Raw genomic sequence first — 22,917 nt, forward strand, 5'->3', positions numbered from 1 at the left:
ACATGGCGACCCGAAAGGCGGCAGCGCGCACGACGGCCAAGCCCGCGGCCAAGAAGAAGGGCACGCGCGTGGCGCAAGCGTCCGCCGCGGCGCCGGAAGATCCGGCCCCGAAGGCCCGCAAGCGCCGCAAGCAGGATGACGCCCCGGCCGCGCGGCTCTTCGAGCGGTCCGCCAAGCCCGATGCCTTCGACGCGCGCGACATCCTGTTCCGGCCCAACATTTCCGTCACGCCCAAGGCAGAGATGATCCCCGTAATGGGGCTGACCGTGAAGCACCAAGGCGAAACGTCGGCCTGCACGGGATTTGCGCTGTCCACGGTGGTCGAATACCTGCTGCGCAAATCCGAGCGCGACACGCGCCCCGCGATCTCGCCATTCATGCTGTATTCCATGGCCCGGCGCTATGACGAGTTTCCGGGATCGGTCGACGACAGCGGCTCCAGCCTGCGCGGCGCCTTGAAGGGCTGGTTCCGGCACGGCGCCTGCGCGCAGGCGCTATTTCCCACGCTCGACATGCCGCCGGCGGCCAAACGCCCCGAAGACGACTGGTGGCTGGACGCGGTCAAGCGCCCGCTCGGGGCCTACTACCGCATCGACACGCGCAGCATCGTCGAGATGCACGCCGCGCTGAACGAGGTCGGCATCCTGTACGCCAGCGCGGGCTGCCACGACGGCTGGGACGACGGCCACGGCGTCACCCCGCACGACGATGAACCCACGCCCGTCACGCGGCCGTTCTGGGTGATTCCGGCCACCGGCCAGGAAACGGCGATGCAGGGCCACGCCTTCGTCATCGTGGGCTACACGCAGGACGGTTTCCTGATCCAGAACTCCTGGGGCGAGGAATGGGGCACGCACGGCATGGCCGTGCTGACCTACGACGATTGGCTGCGCAACGCGATGGACTGCTGGGTCGTGCAACTGGGCGTGGTCACGCACGAACACGAGCGGATCTCGAACAGCATCAGCCTGCGCACCGAAGGGCGGAAGGTGACGCTGGCCGCCGGCAAGGTGCTGCGCGACCGGGAACTCACGCCGTTCATCGTCAACGTGGGCAACAACGGCAAGCTCAGCAACAGCGGCGCGTTTCGCACCACGCCCGACGACCTGCGCGCCATCGTGGACGTGCACATGAGCGCAGCGCGCGAGCGTTGGAACCTGAAGGACAAGCCAATGGACGTGTGCGTGTACGCGCACGGCGGGCTGGTCGGCGAGAACGATGCGGCCGAAGCCGCCGCCGAATGGATCCCGCTGCTCTACGACAGCCAGATCTTTCCCGTCTTCCTGATGTGGGAAACGGATTTCATCACCACCGTCAGGAACATCATCCGGGACGCCGCGAGCAACGTGCCGCGCACCACCGGCGGCATCGGCGAGCGGCTGGAACGCTGGTGGAACCAGCGGCTTGAACGCTGGCTGGCGCGGCCCGGCACGGTGATCTGGGGCGAGATGAAGCAGAACGCCGAAGCCATGAGCGAACCGGTCCGCGACGGCGGGGAAGAAGCCGCGATGATCCTGCTGTACAAGCACTTCAAGGCGCACGTCGCGCGCGGCCGCGTGCGCCTGCACATCGTGGGGCATTCGGCCGGCGCGATCGTCGCCAGCCACTTCGTCAAGCGCCTGACCGCCGACGGCGGAGAGCTGGAGTCGCTGAGCCTGATGGCGCCCGCCGTCAGGCTGCGGACCTTCAAGGACCTGGTCGTGCCGCACCTGGGCAGCCGCGTGAAGCGCTACCAGCAGTTCCACCTGTCGGACCGCGCCGAAGAGGACGATCCCACCTGCGGCCCGTACCGGCGCTCGCTGCTGTATCTGGTCAGCGAATCCTTCGAGGGCGGCACGACGACACCGCTGCTGGGCATGGAGCGCTATTTCCGGGATGCCGGCATTGCCTGCGACGCGCTTCACGTATCGCCCGAGGGCAGCGCGCCGGCCAACGCCCGTGTCCTGCCCGTGGCGTCCAGCACGCACGGCGGATTCGACAACGACAAGGGCACGCAACAGCAGGTCATCGCGTTCATCAAGCGGTGACCGCGGGTGAAGAGGGCTTGTCATGACAGAGATGGAGCCGAAACCCTATCGCGACGCGCCGGCGCTTGCCCAGGGCGCGGCGCTGCCCGAATTTTCCCTTTTTGGCGAGCCTGCCGAGGTGGCGCGCGTGCTGTCCCAGGTCGGCGTGCCCTGTCTGGTGCTGGCCCGATCGGGCGAGATCGTCGCGGCCAGCGCCGTCCTGCCGCTGGCGCGCGAGTCGCTCGTTAACCGGCACGTGAGCCAGGTCTACGGGCTTGGAAAGCCGCTGCGCATGGGCGATGGCGCCGTCGACGTCGTGTACCGGAGCCCCGGCGGTGCACGCGTGCCCGCGCAGCTCATCCCGCTGTGCACGCTGGACAGCGGCGAACTCATCGTGCTGGTCAACGACGGCGCGCCGTTTCGTGAGGCCGAATCGCATCGTTTCGAGCGCACTCCGTACGCCGTGTTCCGGCTGGACATGCAGGGCGTGATCCGCTTTGCAAACCCCGAGGCGGCGCGCACGCTGGGCCTGCCGCGCGAGGCCCTGTGCGGCACCCGGCTCGCGGCGCGCTTCCGGCCGTCCGACGGCGGCCCCGTGCAGCGCGCCATCCTGCGCTGCGTGCAAGACACGGAAGGCGATGCGATGGTCGCGGTGACTATCGCCATCCCGGTTCCAGATGACGCCGACCGGCAGTTCGAGCTGGTCATGACGCCCGATCCCGCCCCCAATGGCGAACTGCTGGGCGTCATTGCCGTCATCCAGTCGCGCACGCTGGAGTCCGCCCGCGATGAGATCCGGCGCATTGCCCTGGATCCCGCGATCGCCGGCTGGCGGCTGAAGCTGGACCGCATCCTGGAGCAGATACGGCGCCTCATTCCGTTCGAGCACGCGGTCTTCGGCATCTATGGCAACGACGTGTCGCTGTTTCGCGCGATCGCCGTGCGCCCCGAGGGCGTGGAGCTGTGGCCCGCGCGCTGGATGGATCTGCCGCCCACGATCCGCGCATTCCTGGATTCCGGCCAAACCTGGGTCGACGAGATCGGCGCCTTCGTCCAGAAGAACATGCCGCAGCCCGGCAACGAGGTCGTGCGGTGTTATCAGGACCTGGGCATCGAAGCGTCCGTCACGCTGCCCGTCACCCGCCCGGATGGCTACAGCTCGGCACTCAGCCTGTGCTCGCGCCAGCCGGGCGCTTACGGCGAGCGGCACCTGGAGATGCTGCGCGCCCTGGACCTGGAACCCGTGCTGATGCGCTTTGAAAAAGAGCGCGACGACGAGCGCGCCGAATTTGCCGATTCGTTGCGGCGCAAGGTGATGGCCGCCGCGTCGTTGCGCCAGGCCGCCGAGGAGATCATCGTCCAGCTTGCGCAGCATTTTTCGTGGGACCACGTGGCGCTGTATCGCGTCAACCGCCAGGAAAACCGCTTCGAAGTCGTCACCCAGCACAGTCTGGCGCCGGCGTACGCGCTGCCGGACGGTTACCAGCAGCCCACCTCGCAAGGCATGCTGGGCGCCACACTGGCGCAGGGCTGCCTTCTGGCGGTGGACGACATCGGCAACCCGGCCTACGCGCAACACGGCTACGGGGGCCCGAAGCGGCCGCTTCGCTCGGCCATGACCGTGCCCATACACCTGAACGGCCGGATACGGTGGCTGCTTGACGTGGAATCGTCGGTCTCGCACGCCTTCAAGGGGCCGGACATCGACGACCTGCTTCAGATCATCGCGTCGCTGGAAGAGGGCCTGGCGCAGCATCTGCTCAATCAGACCAAGCAAAGCCTGATGGCGGAAACCGAACAGGCCGTGGTGTTCGTGGGCCGCGAGGGCGCCGTCATCGAGATGAACCGCGTGGCAACCGACATGCTGGGCGCTGAACCCCGGCGCGGGCGCAGCCTGGACGAGGCCCCGGCCATCACGGACTACGCGATTGCGGGCGACGAAGCCACGCAGGGCATCCTGACCGCTCCCTTCACCGTCAAGCGCGAACGCATCGAACTGCTGGACAGCACCGGCCAGCCCCGCTCCGTGCTGGCCACGCGCACCGACCTGGATCCCAGCCTGGACATGTCGATCTGGTTCTTCACCGACATCGCGGACCTGGGGTGGGCGCGGGACCTGCGCTACCTGCGCGAGACCGTGGCCGAGGTGGCGCGGCAGACGCGCACCTCGTTGTCGCTGGCGTGCAGCCTGACATCGCAGACCGTGCTGCTGCACGAGGACGCCCGCCAGGGCATGCCTGCCGAGGAGGTCGCGGCCCAGGCGCAGGACCTGAGCCAGCGCATCGTGGCCGAGATCGGCAAGGCCGACATCACCTTCGAGCGCCTGGCGGGCGCCAGCGAATCGCGGCGGCGCGCCCGCGCCATGCACAGCGATGTCGAACTGGGCGCGCGCCTGCAGGACGTGGTGGCCGCCTTGCCCGCGCGCGACCAGCGCCGGATTGCGCTGACGAATTGCACGGCCTCGCGCGACGGCCCGACCGTGTCCGGCGATGCACAGGCGCTCTCGGCGGCGTTCCGGTCGATGACCGATTACCTCCTGCGCTGCCGCAATGCGGACGACGCCCGCGTGACAATCGACCTGGACGCGGGCCCGGACGGCTGCACGATCCGCTTCGGCCTGAGCGAGGAGCAACTGTGGGAGGCCGACCCGCCCGCCCACGCCGTGCCCGACGACGCCTTGCTCAGCGCCGAACGCGCCGCGCACGACGGCGCCAGCATCGCCATTACCCAGATCCAGGAAACCGTGATCGACCACGGCGGCGCGCTGATCACCGATCCGCCGCTGTCGGCCGCGCCGCTGCATCCGGCCGACGCCTACGCGACCGTCACGCCGCCGTGGCGCGCGTTCACGCTGATCCTGCCGCTGCGGTCGGGCTAGGCCATCCGGAACCTGGGACAGCCATCATGGAACACGACCCTGCCGGACCCAACTTCATCCTGCTGGCCAGCATGAACGACGAGCACGAGGACGATTGGGCCAACAACATCGCCCAGCTGCACCGCCACGTCCAGCAGTACCCGGCGATCGCGCCGTTCGTGGGCGCGGAACTGCGCCGCCGCACCTCGCTGGAAAGCGCCAAGACGCAGATCGAATCCTGGGATCTGTCGACGCCCCGCATCGAACCGCGGCTCGTCATCATCGACGCCCGGCTGGGCTCGACCGCCAGCAAGCGCGGCAAGCCCGGCGCGGCGGCGGTGGAACTGCTGGAATGGATAGCGCGGCGGTCTTCGGTGCCCTTGCTGGTCCTGGCGGTGGACCCGCCCGAGCTCGTGCAGCGCTACGTGCTGGAGCGCCCGGAAGTCTTCATGTGGACCAACGACGCGAAGACCGCCGTCAACAGCGGCGCGGAGGTCGCCACCGTGCTCACGTGCCTGACGCCGCTGGCGCCCAAGCGCCGGCGGCGGCTCATCATCCGCGTGGGCGAGCATTCGATCACCTACCGCATCCAGATGGGGCGGCACGAATATTCCTCGCAAGACATGCCGTACAAGGAGCGCGACCGGATCTCCGCGCTGGTGGGCCGCATCGAGACCTTCAGCCCGTATCTGGGCGAGACCAAGGCGCCGCAATGGCTCAAGGACCTGAGCGGGGTGGGCGAAGACGTCTTCAGCGCCATGGTCACGCACAGCCTGGGCGCGCCCGTCGCCAAGCTGATCCAGCGGGCGCGCGACGAGGAAGTATCGCCAGGCGCCGGCGCCTTCGCGGGGCTGGACCTGCGCTTTGAATTCAACCTGGCCAGCCAGGAGGTCTCGCGCCTGTTCAACCTGCCCTTCGAGATGGGACGCGAGTTCGGCGCCGACAGCGGCCGCTACCTGTGCCTGGAGCTGCCGATGGCGCGGCGCCTGCATCTGGAAGGCACGGCGCCCGCGCCGCGCTGGGAGCCGAACGCCCGCGCGCCCGGCCAGCCGGTGCGGATGCTGTTCATGGACGCCAGTTCGGTATTCGGCACCGTCACCTTCCGGCGCGAGGACGGCGGCCCGCCGCTGCCCGCCATGGAGTTCGGACCGCTGCAGTCCGTCGCGAAGGAGCGCGAGCACCTGGCCGAGCTGGCGGCGCGCGCACCCGGTCACCTCATCATCGATCACGTTCGCGCCGCCGACGAAACGGGCCTGGTGGGCGCGGACCTGCAACGCCGCATCGAGGAACGGTTGCGCACGGGCAACTACGACATCTTCCATTTCGCCGGCCATTCGGTGTCCGAGGGCGAAACCACGATGCTGGTGCTGCCCGGCGAGGACGGCGAAGCGTGGCAGCTGTCGATCCGGCTGATCGGCCAGTGGATGGAAGCGGGCAAATGCAAGCTGCTGGTGCTGTCCTCGTGCAGCGGCGCGTCGGTGCGCACGGCGCTGGAAGTCATGCGCGCGGGCGCGGCCGGCGTGCTGGCGTTTCGCTGGCAGGTCGAAGAAGAATCCTGCGCGCGCTACATCCAGCGTTTCTACGACGTGTACCTGGACGCGGCGCAGCCCAAGGACCTGGCGGAAGCCTACCGCTACGCGTGCAAGGCCGCGCAGGGCGACGCGGGCGACCTGCCGACCTGGGCGTCGGCCGTGGCCATCGTGCGCGACTGAGCGCAAAGCCGCTGCGCGCGGCCCAGAACAAGGAGCTGACATGGATGGGTTATTCGGCATGCTGCGCGGCATCGGCGGCAAGGCGGCAGGCGGCGACGGCGCGGGCGCCCTCCTGCCCACCGTCCCCGCGGGACGCAACTTCTATGCGCAGATCGAGCCGCCTGCCGGCAACACCGCGCTGGCCGAGGGACTGGACGGCGCCGCCTTCGTGCCCGGCCAGTGCTACTTCAGCGTCCGGCTGGTCGAAATGCGCCTGTGCGAGGCGGGCAATTACCTCAGCCAGTTCCTGCCGCTCTGCACGTTCTTCCTGCGATACGGCGCGGACGGCGTCCGGCGCGAGATTCCGTACATCGTCGGCTACGACCTCATCCAGCAGGCGCTGGGCGCGGCCGCGCCGGACGCCGGCGCCCGCCGCGTGGCGTTTCGCGACGTCTATGTGGCGCGCAACGTTCCTTACGCCAGCGACGGGCTGGAGATGTATGCGGCGCTGTGCCGTTTCGCCGACAGCAGCCTTTCCCGCGGCATCCTGGATTTCGTCTCCACGGCGGTCACGATGCTGGGCGGCCCTGTGGGCGGCGCCATCGTCAAGACGGGCGAAAGCCTGCTCACCCCGCTTGCCAAGCTGTTCGGCACCGATGGCGTCAGCGTGCGCTTCGGCGTCTACGACGGCGATGCGCTGCGGCGCAGCGGCTATCGCGTCCTGGCAGGCGCGGACTCGCAGGACAAGCTGGCGGGGTTGCAACTGGTGGACGGCGTGCTGCACCGCCAGCAAGGCGCGGGCAAGCCCGAGCCCGTGAACGACGTCGATTATCTGGTCCTGGCCTTCGAGCAGCGCGCCACGCTGGGCACGGACATGTTCGCCGCGGCCACCACGCTGCCGTTTCATCATCTGTGGAAAGACGTATCCAAGGCCCTGATCGGCAACGACGCCACGGCCGCAAGCGCCGCCTACCAGTCTCTCCTGATCGCGGTGGCCGAAACGCCGCTGCTCATCGACGCGGATCGATTCGCGCTGCTTACCGCCTACGCCGCGCAGCGCGGCGCATGGGAGGCCGCCAGCGAGCGGTCCGGCCTGCGGACCCGCGGCGGCGGCAAGAGCCTGGCCACCGCCATGACCGACCGCGTCAACGCGCGCGGCAAGACCGATCCGGTGGCGGACCTGCTCAAGGCGGCCAGAAAACACATCACGCCGCCGCCCGTGCCAGCCGCAGGCGCCGGACCTGCGCCCACGATGCTGGACGACGAAGCCGTCGCGCAGACGGTGTCCAGCCTGACGACAACGCTGGGAGAAAAGGGCGAGGCACCGGCGCCCCGCGACCTGTCGCGCGCGACCCGCGAACTGCTGTCGATCATGCTGAGCGATCCGGCGTAGCCGCCGCCCCGCCTACCGCAATTCCAACGTCGCCCCAATCACGCGCATCGTCGGCATGAGCTGGCGCCACGCGTCCTTGGGCATCGTGGCCGGGCGCTTCACCTGCGCCGCGGCGGGGTCGTTCAGCAGATCGCCCTTGCAGGCGAACACGATGCTGTTGGTCATGTCGTCGTCGACCACTTCGAACATCGACGAGCCGAACGACGCGCGCACGCGGTCCAGGTATTCGTGGTGCATCGGGTGGTTGACGTGGAAATTGATCACCAGGATGCCGTCGTCGCGCAAGGCGCGGTGGCAGTCCGCGTAGAAGCCGGCGCTGCACAGCGGGTCGGGGATACCCCCGGCCACGAATCCATCCAGGAAGATCACATCGGCCTGTTCGGTCAGACCCGCGAGGTGCCGGGCCGCGTCGGCCTCGATCACCTGAAAGCGCTCGCCGTCCGGCGGCACCATGAACGCGTCGCGCAGCGCGATGACGGCCGGATCGATCTCCACCACCGTGATGCGCGCCCCCGTCAGATAGCGGTGGCAGAACTTGGGCAGCGATCCGCCCCCCAAGCCCACCATCAGGATGTCCGCCGGTTCCGGCTTGAACAGCACGAAGCCCATCATCATCCGCGTGTACTCGATCTCCAGCGCGTCCGGGTTGAGCAGCGACATGCTGCTCTGGATCTCCTGCTGCGTGAAATGCAGGGTGCGCCGGGTGCCGGCATTCTGGATGAAAGGCCGGTGCGGCGCCGCCGGCGCATCGGTAACGGGCGAATCGGCGGGAGCGGGAACGTCGGACATGGGCGCGGGTTTGGGGCGAAAGATCCGCAGAAGATACCACTGCCCGCGCCCACGCGGCCCGAACGGCGCCGCCGCCACGTCAGACGAGCATCACCGGACAGGGCGAATGCGCCAGAATCCGCCCGCACACCGAGCCGCGAATGGCGTTGAGCAGCGGGCTGTGATGGTGCGACCCCAGCACGATGGCCGCCGCGTCGACCTGCTTCGCATACTCGACGATCTTCTCTGGCGTGAAACCCACGAGCTCGTGGCATTCGTGGCTGACATTGGCGGCGGTCAGAATGCCAACCACCGATTGCATCGCCTTGCCGCTTTCCTCGTGGTGCCAGGCTTCGATGTCCGCCTTGCCGATGAAGGACTTCACGTCCCCGCCCACGTCGGGTTCGCAGTGCACCACATGCACGACGAAATCCCGGTTCAGCAAGGGACTATCCACCAGAAATCGGGCCGCCGCGTCGCTGTGCAGCGACCCATCGGTAGCAAGAATGATCGTGTTCATTGCAGACCTCCGGGTCATGACTTCCTGGTTTCGGAGCGCGCGGGCTTTTGCGCGTCCCTTCGCGGCATCACCCAGCTTGCGCCCACCGACGCCAGCAGGATCACGCCAACCACCCCAAGCGACCAGTGCACCGGCACGTGGACCCATTGTTCGGCAAGCATCTTGCCGCCGATGATGACCAGCACCGTTGCCAGGCCATACTTGAGATAGTGAAACCGCGCCACCATGTCCGCCAGCAGGAAGTACAGCGCCCGCAGCCCCATGATGGCGAAAATGTTGGACGTGAAGACGATGAACGGATCGGTCGTCACGGCAAAGATGGCGGGGATGCTATCCACGGCAAACACGACGTCGGTCGCCTCGATCATCACCAGCACCACGAACATCGGCGTCGCATAGCGCAACCCGTCGATGCGCACAAAGAATGACTGCCCGTGATAGTCCTTGGTGATCCGCATCGCCGATCGCAGGAAGCGCACCAGCGGATTGCGCGAGATATCCGGCTGTCGACCTGCGGTAAACAGCATCTTGAGCCCCGTGAAGACCAGGAACGCGCCCAGCACGTAAAACAGCCACGTAAATTGCGACAGCAGCCACACGCCGGCCAGGATCATGCTGACCCGCATGACGATGGCGCCCAGCACTCCGTACAGCAGCACTCGCCGCTGCAGCTCCAGCGGCACCGCGAAGTACGTGAAGATCAGCGAGAAGACGAACATGTTGTCCACGGACAGGGACAGTTCAATGAGGTAGCCGGTAAAGAACTCCAGCGTCTTCTGATGTGCCACCGCCCGCCCCAGCGCAACGTCCAGATACCACCACATCAGGCCGCCAAACAGCGTGGCAAGCGTCATCCACGCCAGCACCCAGCACAGCGCTTCGCGCGAGGACACTCGGTGCGCGCGGCGCCCGCCGAACGCATACAGGTCCAGCGCCAACACGAGCAGCACAAAACCCACGAATCCCGCCCACATCGGCAGCGTCGCAAAGGTTTCGACCCGGTTCATGAAAGGCGCCTCCTTCCCTCGCGCCACGCGAGCCGCGCAAGGGGCGCACAGGGACTGCATTCGCACGAGGCCAGTCTAGTGCGGCGCGATTGCTCCAACAATTCGCATTAAGATGACCCGATAGTCAGATTTTTTGGAGCGATCAGCCATGGTCACGCTCAACTACAAGCATCTGCGCTATTTCTGGACGGTGGCCAAGGCGGGCAGCATCGCCCGCGCGGCGCAGCAATTGCAGCGCACGCCCCAATCCATCAGCGGCCAGATCCAGGATCTGGAATCCGCGCTGGGCACCGAGCTTTTCCGGCGCGCCGGCCGCGGCCTTGAACTGACCGACGTGGGGCGCCATGCGCTGCTTTACGCGGACCGCATCTTCACCTTAGGCGACGAATTGCTGGATGACCTGCGTGAGCGTCCCGCACGGCGCGCGCTGGAGTTCAAGGTGGGGGTGGCCGAAGGCATGCCCAAGGCGATGGTGTACCGGATGATCGAACCCGCATTGCAGCTGGCCGAGGACGTGCGGCTTATCTGCCGCGAAGGGCGTCTTCCCTTCCTTCTAGCTGATCTGGCGGTGCATCGCTTCGACATGGTGATCGCCGACCGCCCGATGCCCGGCAACCTGAACGTGCGCGGCTTCAGCCATCTGCTGGGCGAGTGCGGACTGACCTTCTTTGGATCGCCGCAACTGCTGGACACCCTGCCGGGCACGTTTCCGGCGCTGCTGGACCAGGCGCCGTTCCTGCTGCCGGGTGAAGACGCCGCCATCCGGCCGCGGCTGCTGCGCTGGTTCGACGAACGGGATATCCGCCCACGCATCGTGGGCGAGTTCGACGACAGCGCGCTGATGAACTCCTTTGGGCAGACCGGGACAGGCCTCTTCGTCGCGCCCACAGCGACTGCCGCGTACCTGTGCAAGCAGTACCGTGTGCGCGCCATCGGACACGCGCCGGCGGTGAAGGAACAGTTCTACGCCATCACCACCGACCAGCGGCTGGAGCACCCGGCGGTGGTGGCGCTGAGCCGCGCGGCGCGGGAGGATATTTTCGGGGCGGCGAAGTAGCGGTGACGTGCCGCTACAGGAAAGACTTCGCGTGCTTGAGGACCTGATCGCACGCCTTGCGGGTCAGTTCCTCTTTCAGCCCGCCGCCGCTCAGGTCCACCGATTTGCCGTCGCTGCCGTTGAGCAGGCCCTGCAGTCCGGCGAGATAGCCGGAATCCGTTTTGGCCTTCTGCGTCGAGCCGCCACCGATCTTGCCCATCAGCTTGTCTTTCAAGGCCTGCGCATCGCCACCGGCCAGGTAGTTGTTCTTCATGCAGAACTCCAGCACGCCGGCCGCGTTGCCGGCCGAGGCCGGGGTAAGCGAAGACAGCGGCAGGCTATTGCCCAGGCCCTGCAGGATGCCGCCTTGCCCGGCATTGCTTGGGGCGCCGCCGCCTTGGGTTGCACTGCCTTGGCCCGCGCCTTCCATCTGTCCCTTTACGGCATCGAGCCACTGCGCACTGGCGGTGCCTGCGTAGCACTGCGCCGCGATGAGCGCGGCGGCGCCGGCGAGGTGGCGGAAAGGGATCTTCATGACTTGCTCCTGGTGCGGTAAATAACTGCGGCCATCGTAGTGGCGCGCTGGGGAAATTAGGCGCGCGGGCAGGGCATGTAATGCGACAAATGATGTGCGTGCTGACACGGTCCGCCGTGGTGCAGTAGCAATTGCATTCGTAACGTCACGCCTTTGATACCGGCGCGCCACGCCAGCAAGCGCCTGCGCGCGCCTACGCTACTATTTCGAACTGTCCCCGGGAGCCGGCTGGCGTGCTGCCGCGCCCCAGAGGCGTCCCTTGCCATCTGATCCGTGAGAACCCGTGATGTCGTCCGTCGAATTCCAAGATGTATTCGTCCCCGCCGCCAGCGGCCAGCTTTTCGTGCGGCGCTGGACGCCCGCCGCATCCGCCACCTCTGCCGGCAGCGGCGCGCCCATCGTGCTAATGCACGATTCGCTGGGCTGCGTGGAGCTGTGGCGAGACTTTCCGGAACGGCTGGCCGGCGCGACGAGGCGCGAGGTCATCGCCTACGACCGCCTGGGATTTGGCCGGTCCGACCCGTACAAGGGCGCGCTGGGTGTGGACTTCGTGGTGCGCGAAGCCATCGAGGGATTTCGCGCCGTGCGCGAAGCGCTGGAGCTGGACCAGTTCGCGGCGTTTGGCCACAGCGTCGGCGGCGGCATGGCCATTGCCAGCGCCGCGGCATATCCGCAGTCGTGCCGCGCGCTCATCACCGAATCCGCGCAGGTCTACGCAGAGGAACGCACCCTGGAAGGCATCCGCCAGGCGCGCGAGTCTTTCGCGCAGCCCGGACAGCTTGACCGCCTGAAGAAGTATCACGGCGACAAGGCGGCCTGGGTGCTGAGCGCCTGGATCGACACCTGGCTGTCGCCGGACTTTGCGGACTGGACGCTGGACCCGCAGCTGGCGCAGGTGAAATGCCCCGCGCTGGCGCTGCACGGCGACAACGACGAATACGGCTCCACGGTGCACGCCGAGCGCATTGCGCAACTGGCAGGCGCGCAGCCCGTCATCTTCGAGAACTGCGGCCACGTGCCGCACCGCGAGATGCCCGAGCAGGTCCTTGCGGCCGTCTCGGATTGGCTGCCGCGCGCCGGCTGATCCCGGCGCTGCCGGCGCGCCGATACACAACGACATAAAAATCCTGCGAAACCCGCAGCGCCGGGGCTGGAGACGGGCGGGCGCCGCCTTTACTATCAGCATTAGCCGGCACACCCGCCTGCCGGGGAAGAACCGCATGAGCACACTACCTGCTGCAACGCCCCCCGGCCTGAATACGCGCCGCTTGCTTCCGTGGACAGTGGTGATCCTGGTCGCCGTGGGCCTCGCGCTGCACGGGCCGATCGCCCAGCTCGAGCACTATCACGACTTTGCCGACAAGCGCGCGTGGCTGGGCATTCCCAACGCGGGCGATGTGCTCTCCAACCTGGGCTTCGCGGTGGTCGGGTGGTATGGCTTGGCGCTGGTCATGCACTCGCGCCGCCTGCGTGCGCTGGACGCCATCCGGCCCGGCTACACGGTGTTCTTTCTTGCGCTCATGCTGACCGCATTCGGCTCCGGGTGGTATCACCTCTTGCCCGACAACGCGCGCCTGATCTGGGACCGCCTGCCCATCGCGCTGCTGTGCGCCGGCATCCTGTCGGCCGTCTGGCGCGAAACCGTCGGCGACGGCCGCTGGGTCGATGTGCTGTGGACCGCGCTGGCCGTGGGCAGCGTGGCGTGGTGGTGGTACACCGACCACACGTCCACGGGCGATCTGCGTCCCTACCTCTTCGTGCAGTTCATGCCGCTGGTGCTGGTGCCGCTGCTGCAATGGAGAAACGGCACCCCGCTGCGCGAACGGCTGTACTTCGGCGCGGCCATCGGGTTCTACGTGCTGGCCAAGGCCGCCGAACTGCTGGACTATCAGATCTACCAGACGTTCGCGTTCATGAGCGGCCACACGCTTAAGCACCTGTTCTCGATGGCGGCGGGGCTGATGGTGACGCTGAACTTCGCGCATCGCAAGCGCGAGGCGGAAGCATCGCCTGGCCCGCGCGTTTCCGCTAGACGGGCAGCATAGGCGCGGCGGCACCGAATATCACCTCGGATTGAGCGCGGCCGGGACCGGCAAGCCGGTGAGGCGGCTCGCCGGTCATGGAACAAAAAAGATAGGCCACGCACCGTCACGGTGGCCTATCAAGGCCGGACATCGGTACGGCCTGCTACCTGCACAAATCCCTACTTCGGCATCAGCACCGTGTCGATGACGTGGATGACGCCGTTGTCGGCCGCGACATCGGTCTTCACGACCTTGGCGTTGTCCACGGTGACGTTGCCGCCATCCACCGCGATGGTCAACGAGCTGCCTTCAACCGTCTTCACCTTGCCCGGCTTGACGTCCTTGGCCATGACCTTGCCCGGCACGACGTGATAGGTGAGCACCTTGGTCAGCGCGGCCTTGTCTTTGAGCAGCGCGTCCAGCTTGTCCTTCGGCACCTTGGCGAAGGCTTCATCGGTCGGCGCGAACACGGTGTACGGGCCCGGACCCTTCAGCGTGTCGACCAGACCAGCCGCTTGCACGGCGGTGACCAGCGTATTGAACGAACCGGCCGACTTGGCGGTGTCCACGATGTCGGCGGCGTGCGCGGTGCCCAGCGCCAGGGTGAGCGAAATTCCTGCCAAAAGACGTTTCATGATTGACTCCTTGTCCAGTGACCTCCCGCGAGCGCGGGTTCCGAAAGCGGCCTCGAATAGGGGGGAAGTTGAACCGCTTGAAGAAGGAATTTACGCGTCTGCCGTCTTCTCGTCCACGCTTTGAACCGCTATTATGCAAACATATCGGTTCAATACCGGGTCAAGGAAAACAATGGAACCCAAGCAATCCGACGACGGCCGCATCACGTACCGCAGCGGCGTGGCGGCGCGCCTGGCGGGGCTCTCGCCCGAGACGCTGCGCGTCTGGGAGCGCCGCTACAACCTGTCCGATGTCGAACGCTCGGCGCGCGGCCAGCGCTTGTATTCCGCCGAACAGGTGCGCCGTCTCAGCCTGCTCAAGCAACTGGTCGATCAGGGGCATGCCATCGGCGTGCTTGCGCCCATGTCCATCGAACAGCTGCATGAACTGGCTGGCGCCGCCGCGCGCCAACCCGCGGCGCAGGGGCCGCTGCGCTTGGGCGTGGCCGGCGCCAACCTGGCACGGCGCATCGCCGGCAGCGGACGCGACGGCCTGGACGTGATCGTTCAACAGAGCTGGCCGCACCTTGAGCAGGTCGCCCTCACGCCGCAAGAGGCAGACCTCGAAGTTCTGGTGATCGAACTGTCCGAGCTGCATGAAAGCGCGCTGCCGCTGATCGTGGCGGCCGCAAAAGCGTGCGGCGACGTCGCCGTGCTGGTGCTTTACCGGTTCTGCGCCAGCGCGACCATCCGCGCCTTGCGCGCCCACGGTTTTCTGGCGGCCCGCGTTCCGGCGGACATCGGCGAATTGCTGCTGCTGTGCCGCTCTGCGCTAGCCGGCGAACGGCTGCCGACCGCGCCTGCCCAGCCCACGCTGGATCTGCGCTTTGACGAGCATGCGCTATTGACCATCATGGCGTCCGGCAGCGGCCTGGCCTGCGAATGCCCGAAGCACCTGGCTGACCTGCTACTGATGGTGGGCAGCTTCGAACGCTACAGCGTGCAGTGCGCGTCCCGCAACGATGACGACGCGCAGCTGCACAGCGACCTGGGCCGCGCCGCGGGGCAGGCGCGCGCCATTCTGGAAGTCGCGATGGAAAGACTGGCCCGGGCAGAGGGCCTGCCCCTGCCGCCTCCCATTTCCAAAGCAGACCCCGAAAATAAAACGCGCTGAGGGCCGGGCCCGTGGGCCCCGCACTCAGCGCGTTGCAGGCGTGCAGGGCCGGCGCGCAATCCTGCCGTCACGGGCAGTCATGCGGCCACACCCATGCGCCTCAGAAGCGCGTCATCAGCTTGAACATGCCCGACTGCTGGCGGTTGCCGCTGCCGAACTGCGCGTCGTAGGCCACGCCCGCGGTCGTGCTGCGCGTGATCGCCACTTCGGCGCCCAGGCCCAGCACCGCCGCGTTCTTCGCGATGGGCACACCCGACACCGTGAAGGTGCTGCCGCCTTCAAACGCCAGTTTCTGCGTGGGCTTCACATCGCCCATCGCGTGGCGCCAGCCCAACGTCGCCGTCAAGCGGCCAGGCGCGCTGTCCGTGCCGATCAGCATGGCGCCGCGCAGGCCCAGCGTGGTGCTCGTCACATCGTCCGTGTTGCTCTGGCCGCGCAGGGCCGCAGAGCCGCCTGTCTCCTGGAAGCCGCGCGTGCGGATCTGGTTCCAGGCCACGCCGGCGAAGGGCTCGATCGCATAGGCGTCCGAAAGCGGCAGCTTGTAGCCAAGCTCCGTGAACAGTTGCGTCGACGACGCGTTGTAGGACGTTTCCAGACGCTGGTTCAGGCTGCCGGCCGCGACGTTGCGCTTGGCGTCGATCTCGTGCCAGGTGTAGGCCGCGCCCGCCATGAAGCGCACATGTCCCGGACCGGCTTCGAAGTTCTTGCCGCCGAAGACCGTCGCCGTGTAGCTGTCCACGCTCATGCGCGAGGACACGTCGGAGATCGAGTTGTGGCTGCCGGTATAACCGACCGCGCCACCCAGACGCCAGCCGCCGCCCACGTCGCCATCGCCGCCCACGAACAGGCCGCCCGAGGACTGACGCACGGTGGATGCATTGCCGTCGCCGTTGAAGGTGCTCCAGTTGCCGAACGCCTGCGCCCAGATCGGCGATGCGCCGCTTTGCGGCAGGGCGTCGGAGGACGCCGCGCCCAACTGCGCCGTCGGCCGGCCGGCGCGCATCGGCGCGTCCAGATTGCCGCGCAGATGCGACAGCGGCAAGGTGGTGACCGCGTCGCCCTGGGTTTGCAGCACGCTGCCCGTGCTCGCGTACGCTTCGCCGGACAACTGCTTCAACGCCGCGCGCGCCTGCCCCGGCGTCATGGCCAGCACGGCATCCGTGACCTGGCTGGCGCCCGTCGCCTTGCCCGCGCCATTGGCGCTGGCAATCAGCGACGAATCGGCGCCGGGCGCAACGGGTTGAGTGACGACCGGTGCAGCGTCGCCGCCGGCCGAGGCCGTACCCGTGCCGGTGGTGGCCGAGCCGGTGCCCGTCGGCGCGGACCCATTGCCCGTGGGCGCAGAACCATTGCCGGTCGAAGGCGCGCCATTTTCCGCCGAGGCCGAGCCGCTGCCAGCCTGGCTGGAACCGCTACCCGACGGCGCGGCGCCGTTGCCTGCCGGCGCCGAGCCATTGCCGCTCGAAGGCGGCGCCTGCTGGTCCAGCGCACCGCCCACGTTGGTTTCGTTTTCCGAACCGCCGACGCTGCCGATCGGCACGTCGTTGCGCGCGAGCGTCATGAACGCATTCTTCGCGTCATAGCTGAGCGACGGCGTAAGGAACGCGTATGCGCTAGACACGCCCGTGAAGCGGCCCTGAATGCCGCCGTCGGCCGTCAGGATGTTGTACGTCGCGCGCGGCGCGTAGTTGCCGTTCGGGCCCACATGCGCCACGGTGCCGTCCAGCGTGGCGACGCCAGTCACATGGATGCGGTCGCTCAGGGTGCTGGCCGGATCGGCATGCACGCGGTAAACCGTGTCCTGGCCGAAATTCAGGTTGCCGTTGACCGTCAGCGTGCCCATCGGCGTGCCGTCGTTGCCCGGCGAGATGACGGCCGTGGGGTACAGCGTCGTGCTGCCCACTTGGCCGACACCGGCCAGCACCACTTCGCGGCCGATGTCCATGGGGCCATTCAGCTTGCCGTTGATCTCCAGCGCGCCGTCGGCGATGAAGATCGGACCGGTCAGGTTGCTGCTGTCGCCGTTCAGGATGATCGAGCCGACGCCGGTTTTCACAAAGCCTTCGGTGCCTTGCAGCGGGTTGTCGATGATGTCCACGAACCTGCCCGCCGCATACGTGCCGTCGCCGACGACGATGACGGGCGGGTTGCCGCCGGTGCCGGCCAGCGTGATCGGCGCGCCCTGCAGGCGATACCGGTCCGTCGCGAATTGCAGTCCCGACACGCGCACCGGGCCCGCGCCGCCATCGACGGTGACCGTGCCCGCCGCGCCCGTGAAGATCGCATAGCCGCCGCTGGGCAGCGCGCCGGTGGCGTTGGTCGGGCTGTTCCAGTTCGTGCTTGCGGCGCTCCACGTGCCGTTGCCGCCGCCAGCGTTTGCCGCGGAGGCCACGCCATTGCCGTTCCACAGGTTGGTCGTGCTGGGACCCAGAACCAGGTTGATGTGCTTGTCGCCCGTCAGCGTCTGGATGGTGGCGGCCGGCACCGAGTCGCCGGAGACCGTGCCCAGCGTCAGGCCACTGCCGCTCAACGTGCCGCCGTACGACATGATGCGGTAGAAGCCGGCGTTGACGCCGTGCGTACTGACCTTCACGTTCAACGTCGCGTTGTTCAGGGCCACGTTGCCGCCCACCGTGATGTTGTCGCCCGTGCCGGGTTGCGTGATGGGCAGTCCGGCATAGCCGGTCTCGAAATCGAAGACGCCGTTGTTAATGCCCAGGTTGCCATTCACAACGAGATTGCCGTTGGAAACGCCGGTGGGCGTGTCCACCCAGTATCCCGGCGCGACGCGGGCATTGCCCGTCACGTTCAGGTCGCCGTTGATCGCGCCAAAACCCGCCACGGTGCCCCCGGACATGGCGTTGACGTTGCCGCCGATCGTCACGCCCGCGCCGCCCCCATTGCCGCCGATTACCGCCGTCCCGCCATTGACATCGATTCCGCCGGGAAAGTTGGCCGACCCGTCAAACACCTGCGTATTGCCCGCCCCGATGGTCAGGTCCGCAGCGGTGACGCTGCCCACATAGGACGCGCTCAAGGCGAGCGTCGCCGTCAGCCACTTCTTTGTGCCGTGTGCCAAAACTTCAATCCTCCGGATTAATCGAGCTTCCTTTCACCTATTGCCGATATGTTTAAAAAGTATCGGCAAGTAATAATGCAGCCGGCGTGAATTTAGGGTCAGCTCTCGAAAAAAGGAGGCACTGTATAACGATTTTTTTGCGTCCCCGTTAATAATCGGGGTTATATCCCGTTAATTATCAAAATAGGTCTACGGCATACGTCTGATAATGCTAGGCATACCCGCTAAGATATTATCCAAAGTATTTATTTCCGTTAATTGGATACCATCCGCACGCGAATACCAGCCGGTTGCGGATACCATCTTTTGGCCGTATGTCCGCGCGGACAGCGCACTTGGCAACGCCGCATTCAGTCACAAAATGACACGGAGCCCCGTCCTGCTTTGTCCCCGTCACGCAAGCCCGGCGGCCGCTGCGCCGGGCAGCGGAAACACCACGTTGAAGCAGACGCCGCGCCCCTCGGGCCCTTCGTCAACGGTCACGCGCGCCTGGTGCGAGCGGGCAATTCTGGCAACCAGGGCCAGCCCCAGCCCGCTCCCATGGCTTGGCGCACCCGGACCGCGATAGAACGGATCGAAGATCCGCTCGCGCAATGACCGCGCGATGCCCGGCCCGTTGTCCGCGACCGCCAGCGTGACGCCCTCCGGCTCCCAATGCAGCGCAACGCTGATCGCACTGTTCTCGCCGCTGTACCGGCCCGCGTTGTCCACCAGATTGCGCACCAGAATGCCCAGCGCATCCACCTGGCCCATGATCAGGACCGGCGCGGCATCCACGGTGACCTGCTGGCCGCGATGGATGAACGAGGCCTGCATGTCCCGCAGCACGAAGGCCACCACGGACGCGAGGTTCACCGGCTCAAGGCGGATGTCGTTGCGGTCCGTGCGCGCCAGGTCCAGCAGCTGTTCGACGATGCGGGAACTGCGGCGCGTGGTCTGCGCGATCTTCTGCATCAGCATCCTGGCCTTCACGGGATCGTTGACGCGATACGCCGTGTCTGCATACACGGCCAGCACCGCCAGCGGCGTGCGAAGCTCGTGGGCGGCATCGCCGATGAACCGGCGCTCATTCTCGATCAACGCCGCCACCCGGCGCTGGCGCTCATTGATCGCGCGAATCAACGGCACCAGCTCAGCGGGGACGGCCCGCTCATCAACGGTCACGCCGTCGGTCACGCTAGCCTCGGCAATCGCCCTGGCCACGCAGCCAAGCTTGCGCACGGAACGGCAGACAACCAGCATCGTGACGCCCCCGATCCCGGCAAACATCAGCAACGTGATGATCGAGCCCAGCTCGAACCGGGCGGCAAGGCCGGCATAGAACGCTCGCGTCGGCGTGCCCGCGACGATTTCGAAGCGCGCGGACTCGTCCAGCCCCGTGTACACCCGCCACGTATCCCCATCCTGGACGACGCACGAAAATCCAACCGTGTTCCCCTGCACCATCCGCTTGCGCGGCGCGTCCTTGGACGCCAGCACCAGGCGATTCGTCACGCGGTCCCAGACCTGGATCTCGGTCTTGCCGACGGCCTGACGCACCAGGAAGGCCGGCACCGGCAGTTCCCGGGTGATGTCCTGTGTGGCCGGCACCATCGCCAGAAAGAAGGCCATGCTGTCGACCACGGCACTCAATTCATGATCGCGCAACCCGGATTCGGCCCGGGTCACGCTGTTCCAATACAAGCCAAACTGCACCAGCCACGACACGAGCAGCGCGCTGAAGATGCCCAACAGGACCTGTGCGCGCAACGAATTCGTGACCCGCCGCATCAGCCGCTATCCCGGGCCAGCCGGTAGCCTTGACCATGAACATTCTCGATGGTGTCCTTGCCCAGCTTTTTTCTCAGCGAGTGAATGAACACGGCGATCGTGTTGCTCTCGCCAGGCCGGCCCGCGCCATACAAATGCGCGCGCAGCTCTTCCGTGGACACGAGCCGGTCCGCGTGCCTGAGAAGCATCTCCAGCGTGCGGAACTCGTGCTCCGACAACCGTGTCGGCGCCTCGTCGACGAAGGCTTCGCGCCGGCCCGGATCCAGCTTCACATGACGCCAGGCCAGGATCTTGTCGCCCGGAACGCCGCTGCGTCTGAGCAGCGCGCGCATGCGGGCAAACAGCTCCGCGGGTTCGAACGGCTTGATGACGTAATCATCGGCGCCAATATCAAGCCCCCTGATGCGATCGCTCAACGCATCCCGCGCGGTAATCAGGATCACTGGCACATCATCGCCGCGCCGGCGCACAAAGCGCAGCACATCCAATCCCGAACCGCGATGCAGCCCGATATCCAGCAGCACGAGCGCGAAGGCGTGCTGCAGCAGCAGCACCTTGGCGGCTTCGACGTCCTGCACGAGCGTCACCGCGAAGTCCAATTCCTCGAGCGCCAGCGTCAACGCGTCCGCGAACATCGCGTCGTCCTCAACCAACAGAACTCGCATGTCAGTATTCCCCTTCCGTGTGCGTTGACAGCTGCTGCATGGGGCCGCGCGCTCGCCGCCCCTGGCCGCATCATACGGTCAGGTTGTGGCCTCAGGCGTGCGCAGGTGCTGCCAGCGCCAACCGCTCGTAACGCGCGCCGGGCTGCGCCGCGCCAGGCTGCCGTTCCGTCTTGAAGCGCGCCACCGCCTGCAAGAGCTCTTTCGCCTGCGTGGCCATTGCGCCGGCCGCCGCAGCGGACTCTTCGACCAACGCCGCATTCTGTTGCGTCATCGTGTCCATTTGCGACACCGCCACGTTCACCTGCTCGATGCCGGCGGTCTGCTCGGCCGAGGCCGAGGCGATCTCGACGGTCACCTCCTTGAGCCTTGCCACGGCGTCGAGCACCTTCTCCATCTGGCCGCCCGCCGTGGCCGCCATCGACTCGCCGCCCTCCACCGCACGCTGGGAGTTTTCGATCAAGCCCTTGATCTCCTTGGCGGCCGTGGCACTGCGCTGCGCCAGCGCGCGCACTTCCGTCGCCACCACGGCGAAGCCGCGGCCCTGTTCGCCGGCCCGCGCCGCTTCCACGGCCGCATTGAGCGCAAGGATGTTCGTCTGGAAGGCAATGCTGTCGATCACCGACACAATCTCGCCCATGCGCTGCGCGTCGGCCGAGATGGCCCCGATCGCATCGACCACCTGGCCCACCACGCGGCCCGCTTCAACCGTGAGCTGGCTGCAATCGACGGCAAGGCTGCTGCCGCTGGCCGCATTGTCCTGGTTCATCCGCACCGTCGAGGTCATCTCTTCGATGCTCGCGGCCGTTTCCTCAAGCGATGCAGCCTGCTCCTCGGTGCGTTGCGACAGGTCGGCATTGCCTTCGGCAATCTGCGCCGAAGCCGTCGAAATGGATTCCGCCGCGCTGACGATCGTGCCGACCGTCGACGCAAGCTGCCTGCGCATCGTTTCCAGCGAGTACATCAGGCTCGAATGATCCCGCTCATCGAGCTTGAGCGCCGTCGTGAGATCGCCGCTGGCAATGGCGCCGGCCAGCTTCTGCGCGTCGGCGGGTTCTCCGCCCAGCTGCCGCAGGATGCTGCGCGTGACCAGCCACGCCGACAGGACGCCCACCAGCACCGCGATCGACATGATCACAATGATCGTGCTCTGCAGACGCGCCGACGTCGCCGCCGCCTGCTTCGCAGATTCATCGTTGAGCTGGGATTCAAGGTTGGCAAGCGACAGCAACTGGTCGAGCCACGCGTCCTGCTTGGCGCGCAGTTCTTCCCGCAGAATTCGGGCGGCTTCCTGGGTGTTGTTCTGCCGCCCGGCTTCCAGCGCACGCAGGTAGATGGGCGTCGCGTCCTGTTCCGCGCGGCGGGCGGCGGCCAGCAGATCCCTTTCCGCGTCAAGGGTATTGGCATCGCTCGCAAACATCTGCGCAAGACGTTCATTGGCTTGGCGATAGCGCGCCGCCATGTCTTCGGCCCGGGTGATCTCATTAGCCACGGCTTGCGGGTCCGTGTAGAGCACGATGTTGCGCACCACGATGGCCCGGCCCTGCACCAGCTCGCGCATCTGCAGCGCCAGCTTCAACTGCTGGTTGTTCACGTTCACGATGTCGTACATCGACTTGTCCAGCGTCCTCACGGCGTACAGGGACAGGCCCCCGAGCACCACCAACGCAAGAACAAGCAAGAGAAAACCGATCGCAAGACGCGAACTCACTTTCATGGCTGCCAGATTCATCATTCGCCTTTGTTGTTGTTGGCAACCGGCTCATGACAATTCGCGCTGG

At 66.8% G+C, this 22,917-nt stretch carries 17 protein-coding genes; 8 read left to right on the top strand and 9 right to left on the bottom strand.

Annotated elements, in window-relative coordinates; genetic code table 11:
• The first annotated feature begins 2 nt into the window (after positions 1–2).
• From ASD87_RS07585 to ASD87_RS07600, 4 genes are read left to right on the top strand one after another with little or no spacing between them, the layout of a single operon-like run.
• Positions 3–2,027, top strand: coding sequence for a C1 family peptidase (locus ASD87_RS07585; protein WP_056319432.1), 2,025 nt, complete (start codon positions 3–5; stop codon positions 2,025–2,027).
• 22 nt (positions 2,028–2,049) lie between these two features.
• Positions 2,050–4,884, top strand: coding sequence for a PAS domain-containing protein (locus tag ASD87_RS07590; RefSeq protein ID WP_056319434.1), 2,835 nt, complete (start codon positions 2,050–2,052; stop codon positions 4,882–4,884).
• 26 nt (positions 4,885–4,910) lie between these two features.
• Complete coding sequence (locus tag ASD87_RS07595; protein WP_056319436.1) at positions 4,911–6,575, top strand: CHAT domain-containing protein; 1,665 nt, start codon at positions 4,911–4,913, stop codon at positions 6,573–6,575.
• 40 nt (positions 6,576–6,615) lie between these two features.
• Positions 6,616–7,947, top strand: coding sequence for a hypothetical protein (locus ASD87_RS07600; RefSeq protein WP_056319440.1), 1,332 nt, complete (start codon positions 6,616–6,618; stop codon positions 7,945–7,947).
• A 12-nt stretch (positions 7,948–7,959) separates the two neighbouring features.
• On the opposite strand, the gene ASD87_RS07605 is transcribed toward ASD87_RS07600, so the two are convergent.
• From ASD87_RS07605 to ASD87_RS07615, 3 genes are all read right to left on the bottom strand, one after another.
• Complete coding sequence (locus tag ASD87_RS07605) at positions 7,960–8,736, bottom strand: fused MFS/spermidine synthase (protein WP_056319492.1); 777 nt, start codon at positions 8,734–8,736, stop codon at positions 7,960–7,962.
• A 79-nt stretch (positions 8,737–8,815) separates the two neighbouring features.
• The gene (locus ASD87_RS07610; protein ID WP_056319443.1) at positions 8,816–9,235 is read right to left on the bottom strand and encodes a universal stress protein; all 420 of its coding nucleotides are present in this window, start codon (positions 9,233–9,235) and stop codon (positions 8,816–8,818) included.
• 14 nt (positions 9,236–9,249) lie between these two features.
• Positions 9,250–10,242, bottom strand: a complete 993-nt coding sequence (locus tag ASD87_RS07615) for a TerC family protein (RefSeq protein WP_056319444.1) — start codon at positions 10,240–10,242, stop codon at positions 9,250–9,252.
• A gap of 148 nt (positions 10,243–10,390) precedes the next feature.
• On the opposite strand from ASD87_RS07615, the gene nhaR reads away from it, so the two are divergent.
• Positions 10,391–11,299 (top strand): transcriptional activator NhaR, encoded by a 909-nt coding sequence (nhaR, locus tag ASD87_RS07620; protein ID WP_056319446.1) that lies wholly within the window; start codon positions 10,391–10,393, stop codon positions 11,297–11,299.
• A gap of 13 nt (positions 11,300–11,312) precedes the next feature.
• Here nhaR and ASD87_RS07625 read toward each other — a convergent pair whose 3' ends face one another.
• Positions 11,313–11,813 (bottom strand): DUF2501 domain-containing protein, encoded by a 501-nt coding sequence (locus ASD87_RS07625; RefSeq protein WP_056319449.1) that lies wholly within the window; start codon positions 11,811–11,813, stop codon positions 11,313–11,315.
• A 286-nt stretch (positions 11,814–12,099) separates the two neighbouring features.
• Between ASD87_RS07625 and ASD87_RS07630 the strand changes: the two genes are divergently transcribed.
• Positions 12,100–12,897, top strand: a complete 798-nt coding sequence (locus ASD87_RS07630; RefSeq protein ID WP_056319451.1) for an alpha/beta fold hydrolase — start codon at positions 12,100–12,102, stop codon at positions 12,895–12,897.
• 136 nt (positions 12,898–13,033) lie between these two features.
• Positions 13,034–13,858, top strand: coding sequence for an alkaline phytoceramidase (locus ASD87_RS07635; protein ID WP_155721849.1), 825 nt, complete (start codon positions 13,034–13,036; stop codon positions 13,856–13,858).
• Positions 13,859–14,016: 158 nt separating this feature from the next.
• Here the strand turns inward: ASD87_RS07635 and ASD87_RS07640 are convergent, their stop codons facing one another.
• Positions 14,017–14,472, bottom strand: a complete 456-nt coding sequence (locus ASD87_RS07640; protein WP_056319456.1) for a fasciclin domain-containing protein — start codon at positions 14,470–14,472, stop codon at positions 14,017–14,019.
• 172 nt (positions 14,473–14,644) lie between these two features.
• Between ASD87_RS07640 and ASD87_RS07645 the strand changes: the two genes are divergently transcribed.
• Positions 14,645–15,625: a MerR family transcriptional regulator gene (locus ASD87_RS07645; RefSeq protein WP_056319459.1), complete on the top strand. Its 981-nt coding sequence runs from the start codon at positions 14,645–14,647 to the stop codon at positions 15,623–15,625.
• Positions 15,626–15,725: 100 nt separating this feature from the next.
• Here the strand turns inward: ASD87_RS07645 and ASD87_RS07650 are convergent, their stop codons facing one another.
• From ASD87_RS07650 to ASD87_RS07665, 4 genes are all read right to left on the bottom strand, one after another.
• The gene (locus ASD87_RS07650) at positions 15,726–18,704 is read right to left on the bottom strand and encodes an autotransporter outer membrane beta-barrel domain-containing protein (protein WP_056319461.1); all 2,979 of its coding nucleotides are present in this window, start codon (positions 18,702–18,704) and stop codon (positions 15,726–15,728) included.
• Positions 18,705–19,097: 393 nt separating this feature from the next.
• Positions 19,098–20,474 carry a sensor histidine kinase KdpD gene (locus tag ASD87_RS07655; protein WP_056319465.1) on the bottom strand — a complete coding sequence of 459 codons (1,377 nt, stop codon included), beginning with the start codon at positions 20,472–20,474 and terminating at the stop codon, positions 19,098–19,100.
• On the bottom strand, positions 20,474–21,139 hold the full coding sequence (locus ASD87_RS07660) for a response regulator transcription factor (protein ID WP_056319467.1): 666 nt from the start codon (positions 21,137–21,139) through the stop codon (positions 20,474–20,476). The genes ASD87_RS07655 and ASD87_RS07660 overlap by 1 nt, the downstream gene beginning before the upstream one ends.
• A 91-nt stretch (positions 21,140–21,230) precedes the next feature.
• The gene (locus ASD87_RS07665) at positions 21,231–22,853 is read right to left on the bottom strand and encodes a methyl-accepting chemotaxis protein (RefSeq protein WP_056319494.1); all 1,623 of its coding nucleotides are present in this window, start codon (positions 22,851–22,853) and stop codon (positions 21,231–21,233) included.
• Positions 22,854–22,917: the final 64 nt, after the last annotated feature.

Origin of the sequence: Achromobacter sp. Root170 (assembly GCF_001428165.1) — a bacterium.
Lineage (GTDB): Bacteria > Pseudomonadota > Gammaproteobacteria > Burkholderiales > Burkholderiaceae_B > Achromobacter > Achromobacter mucicolens.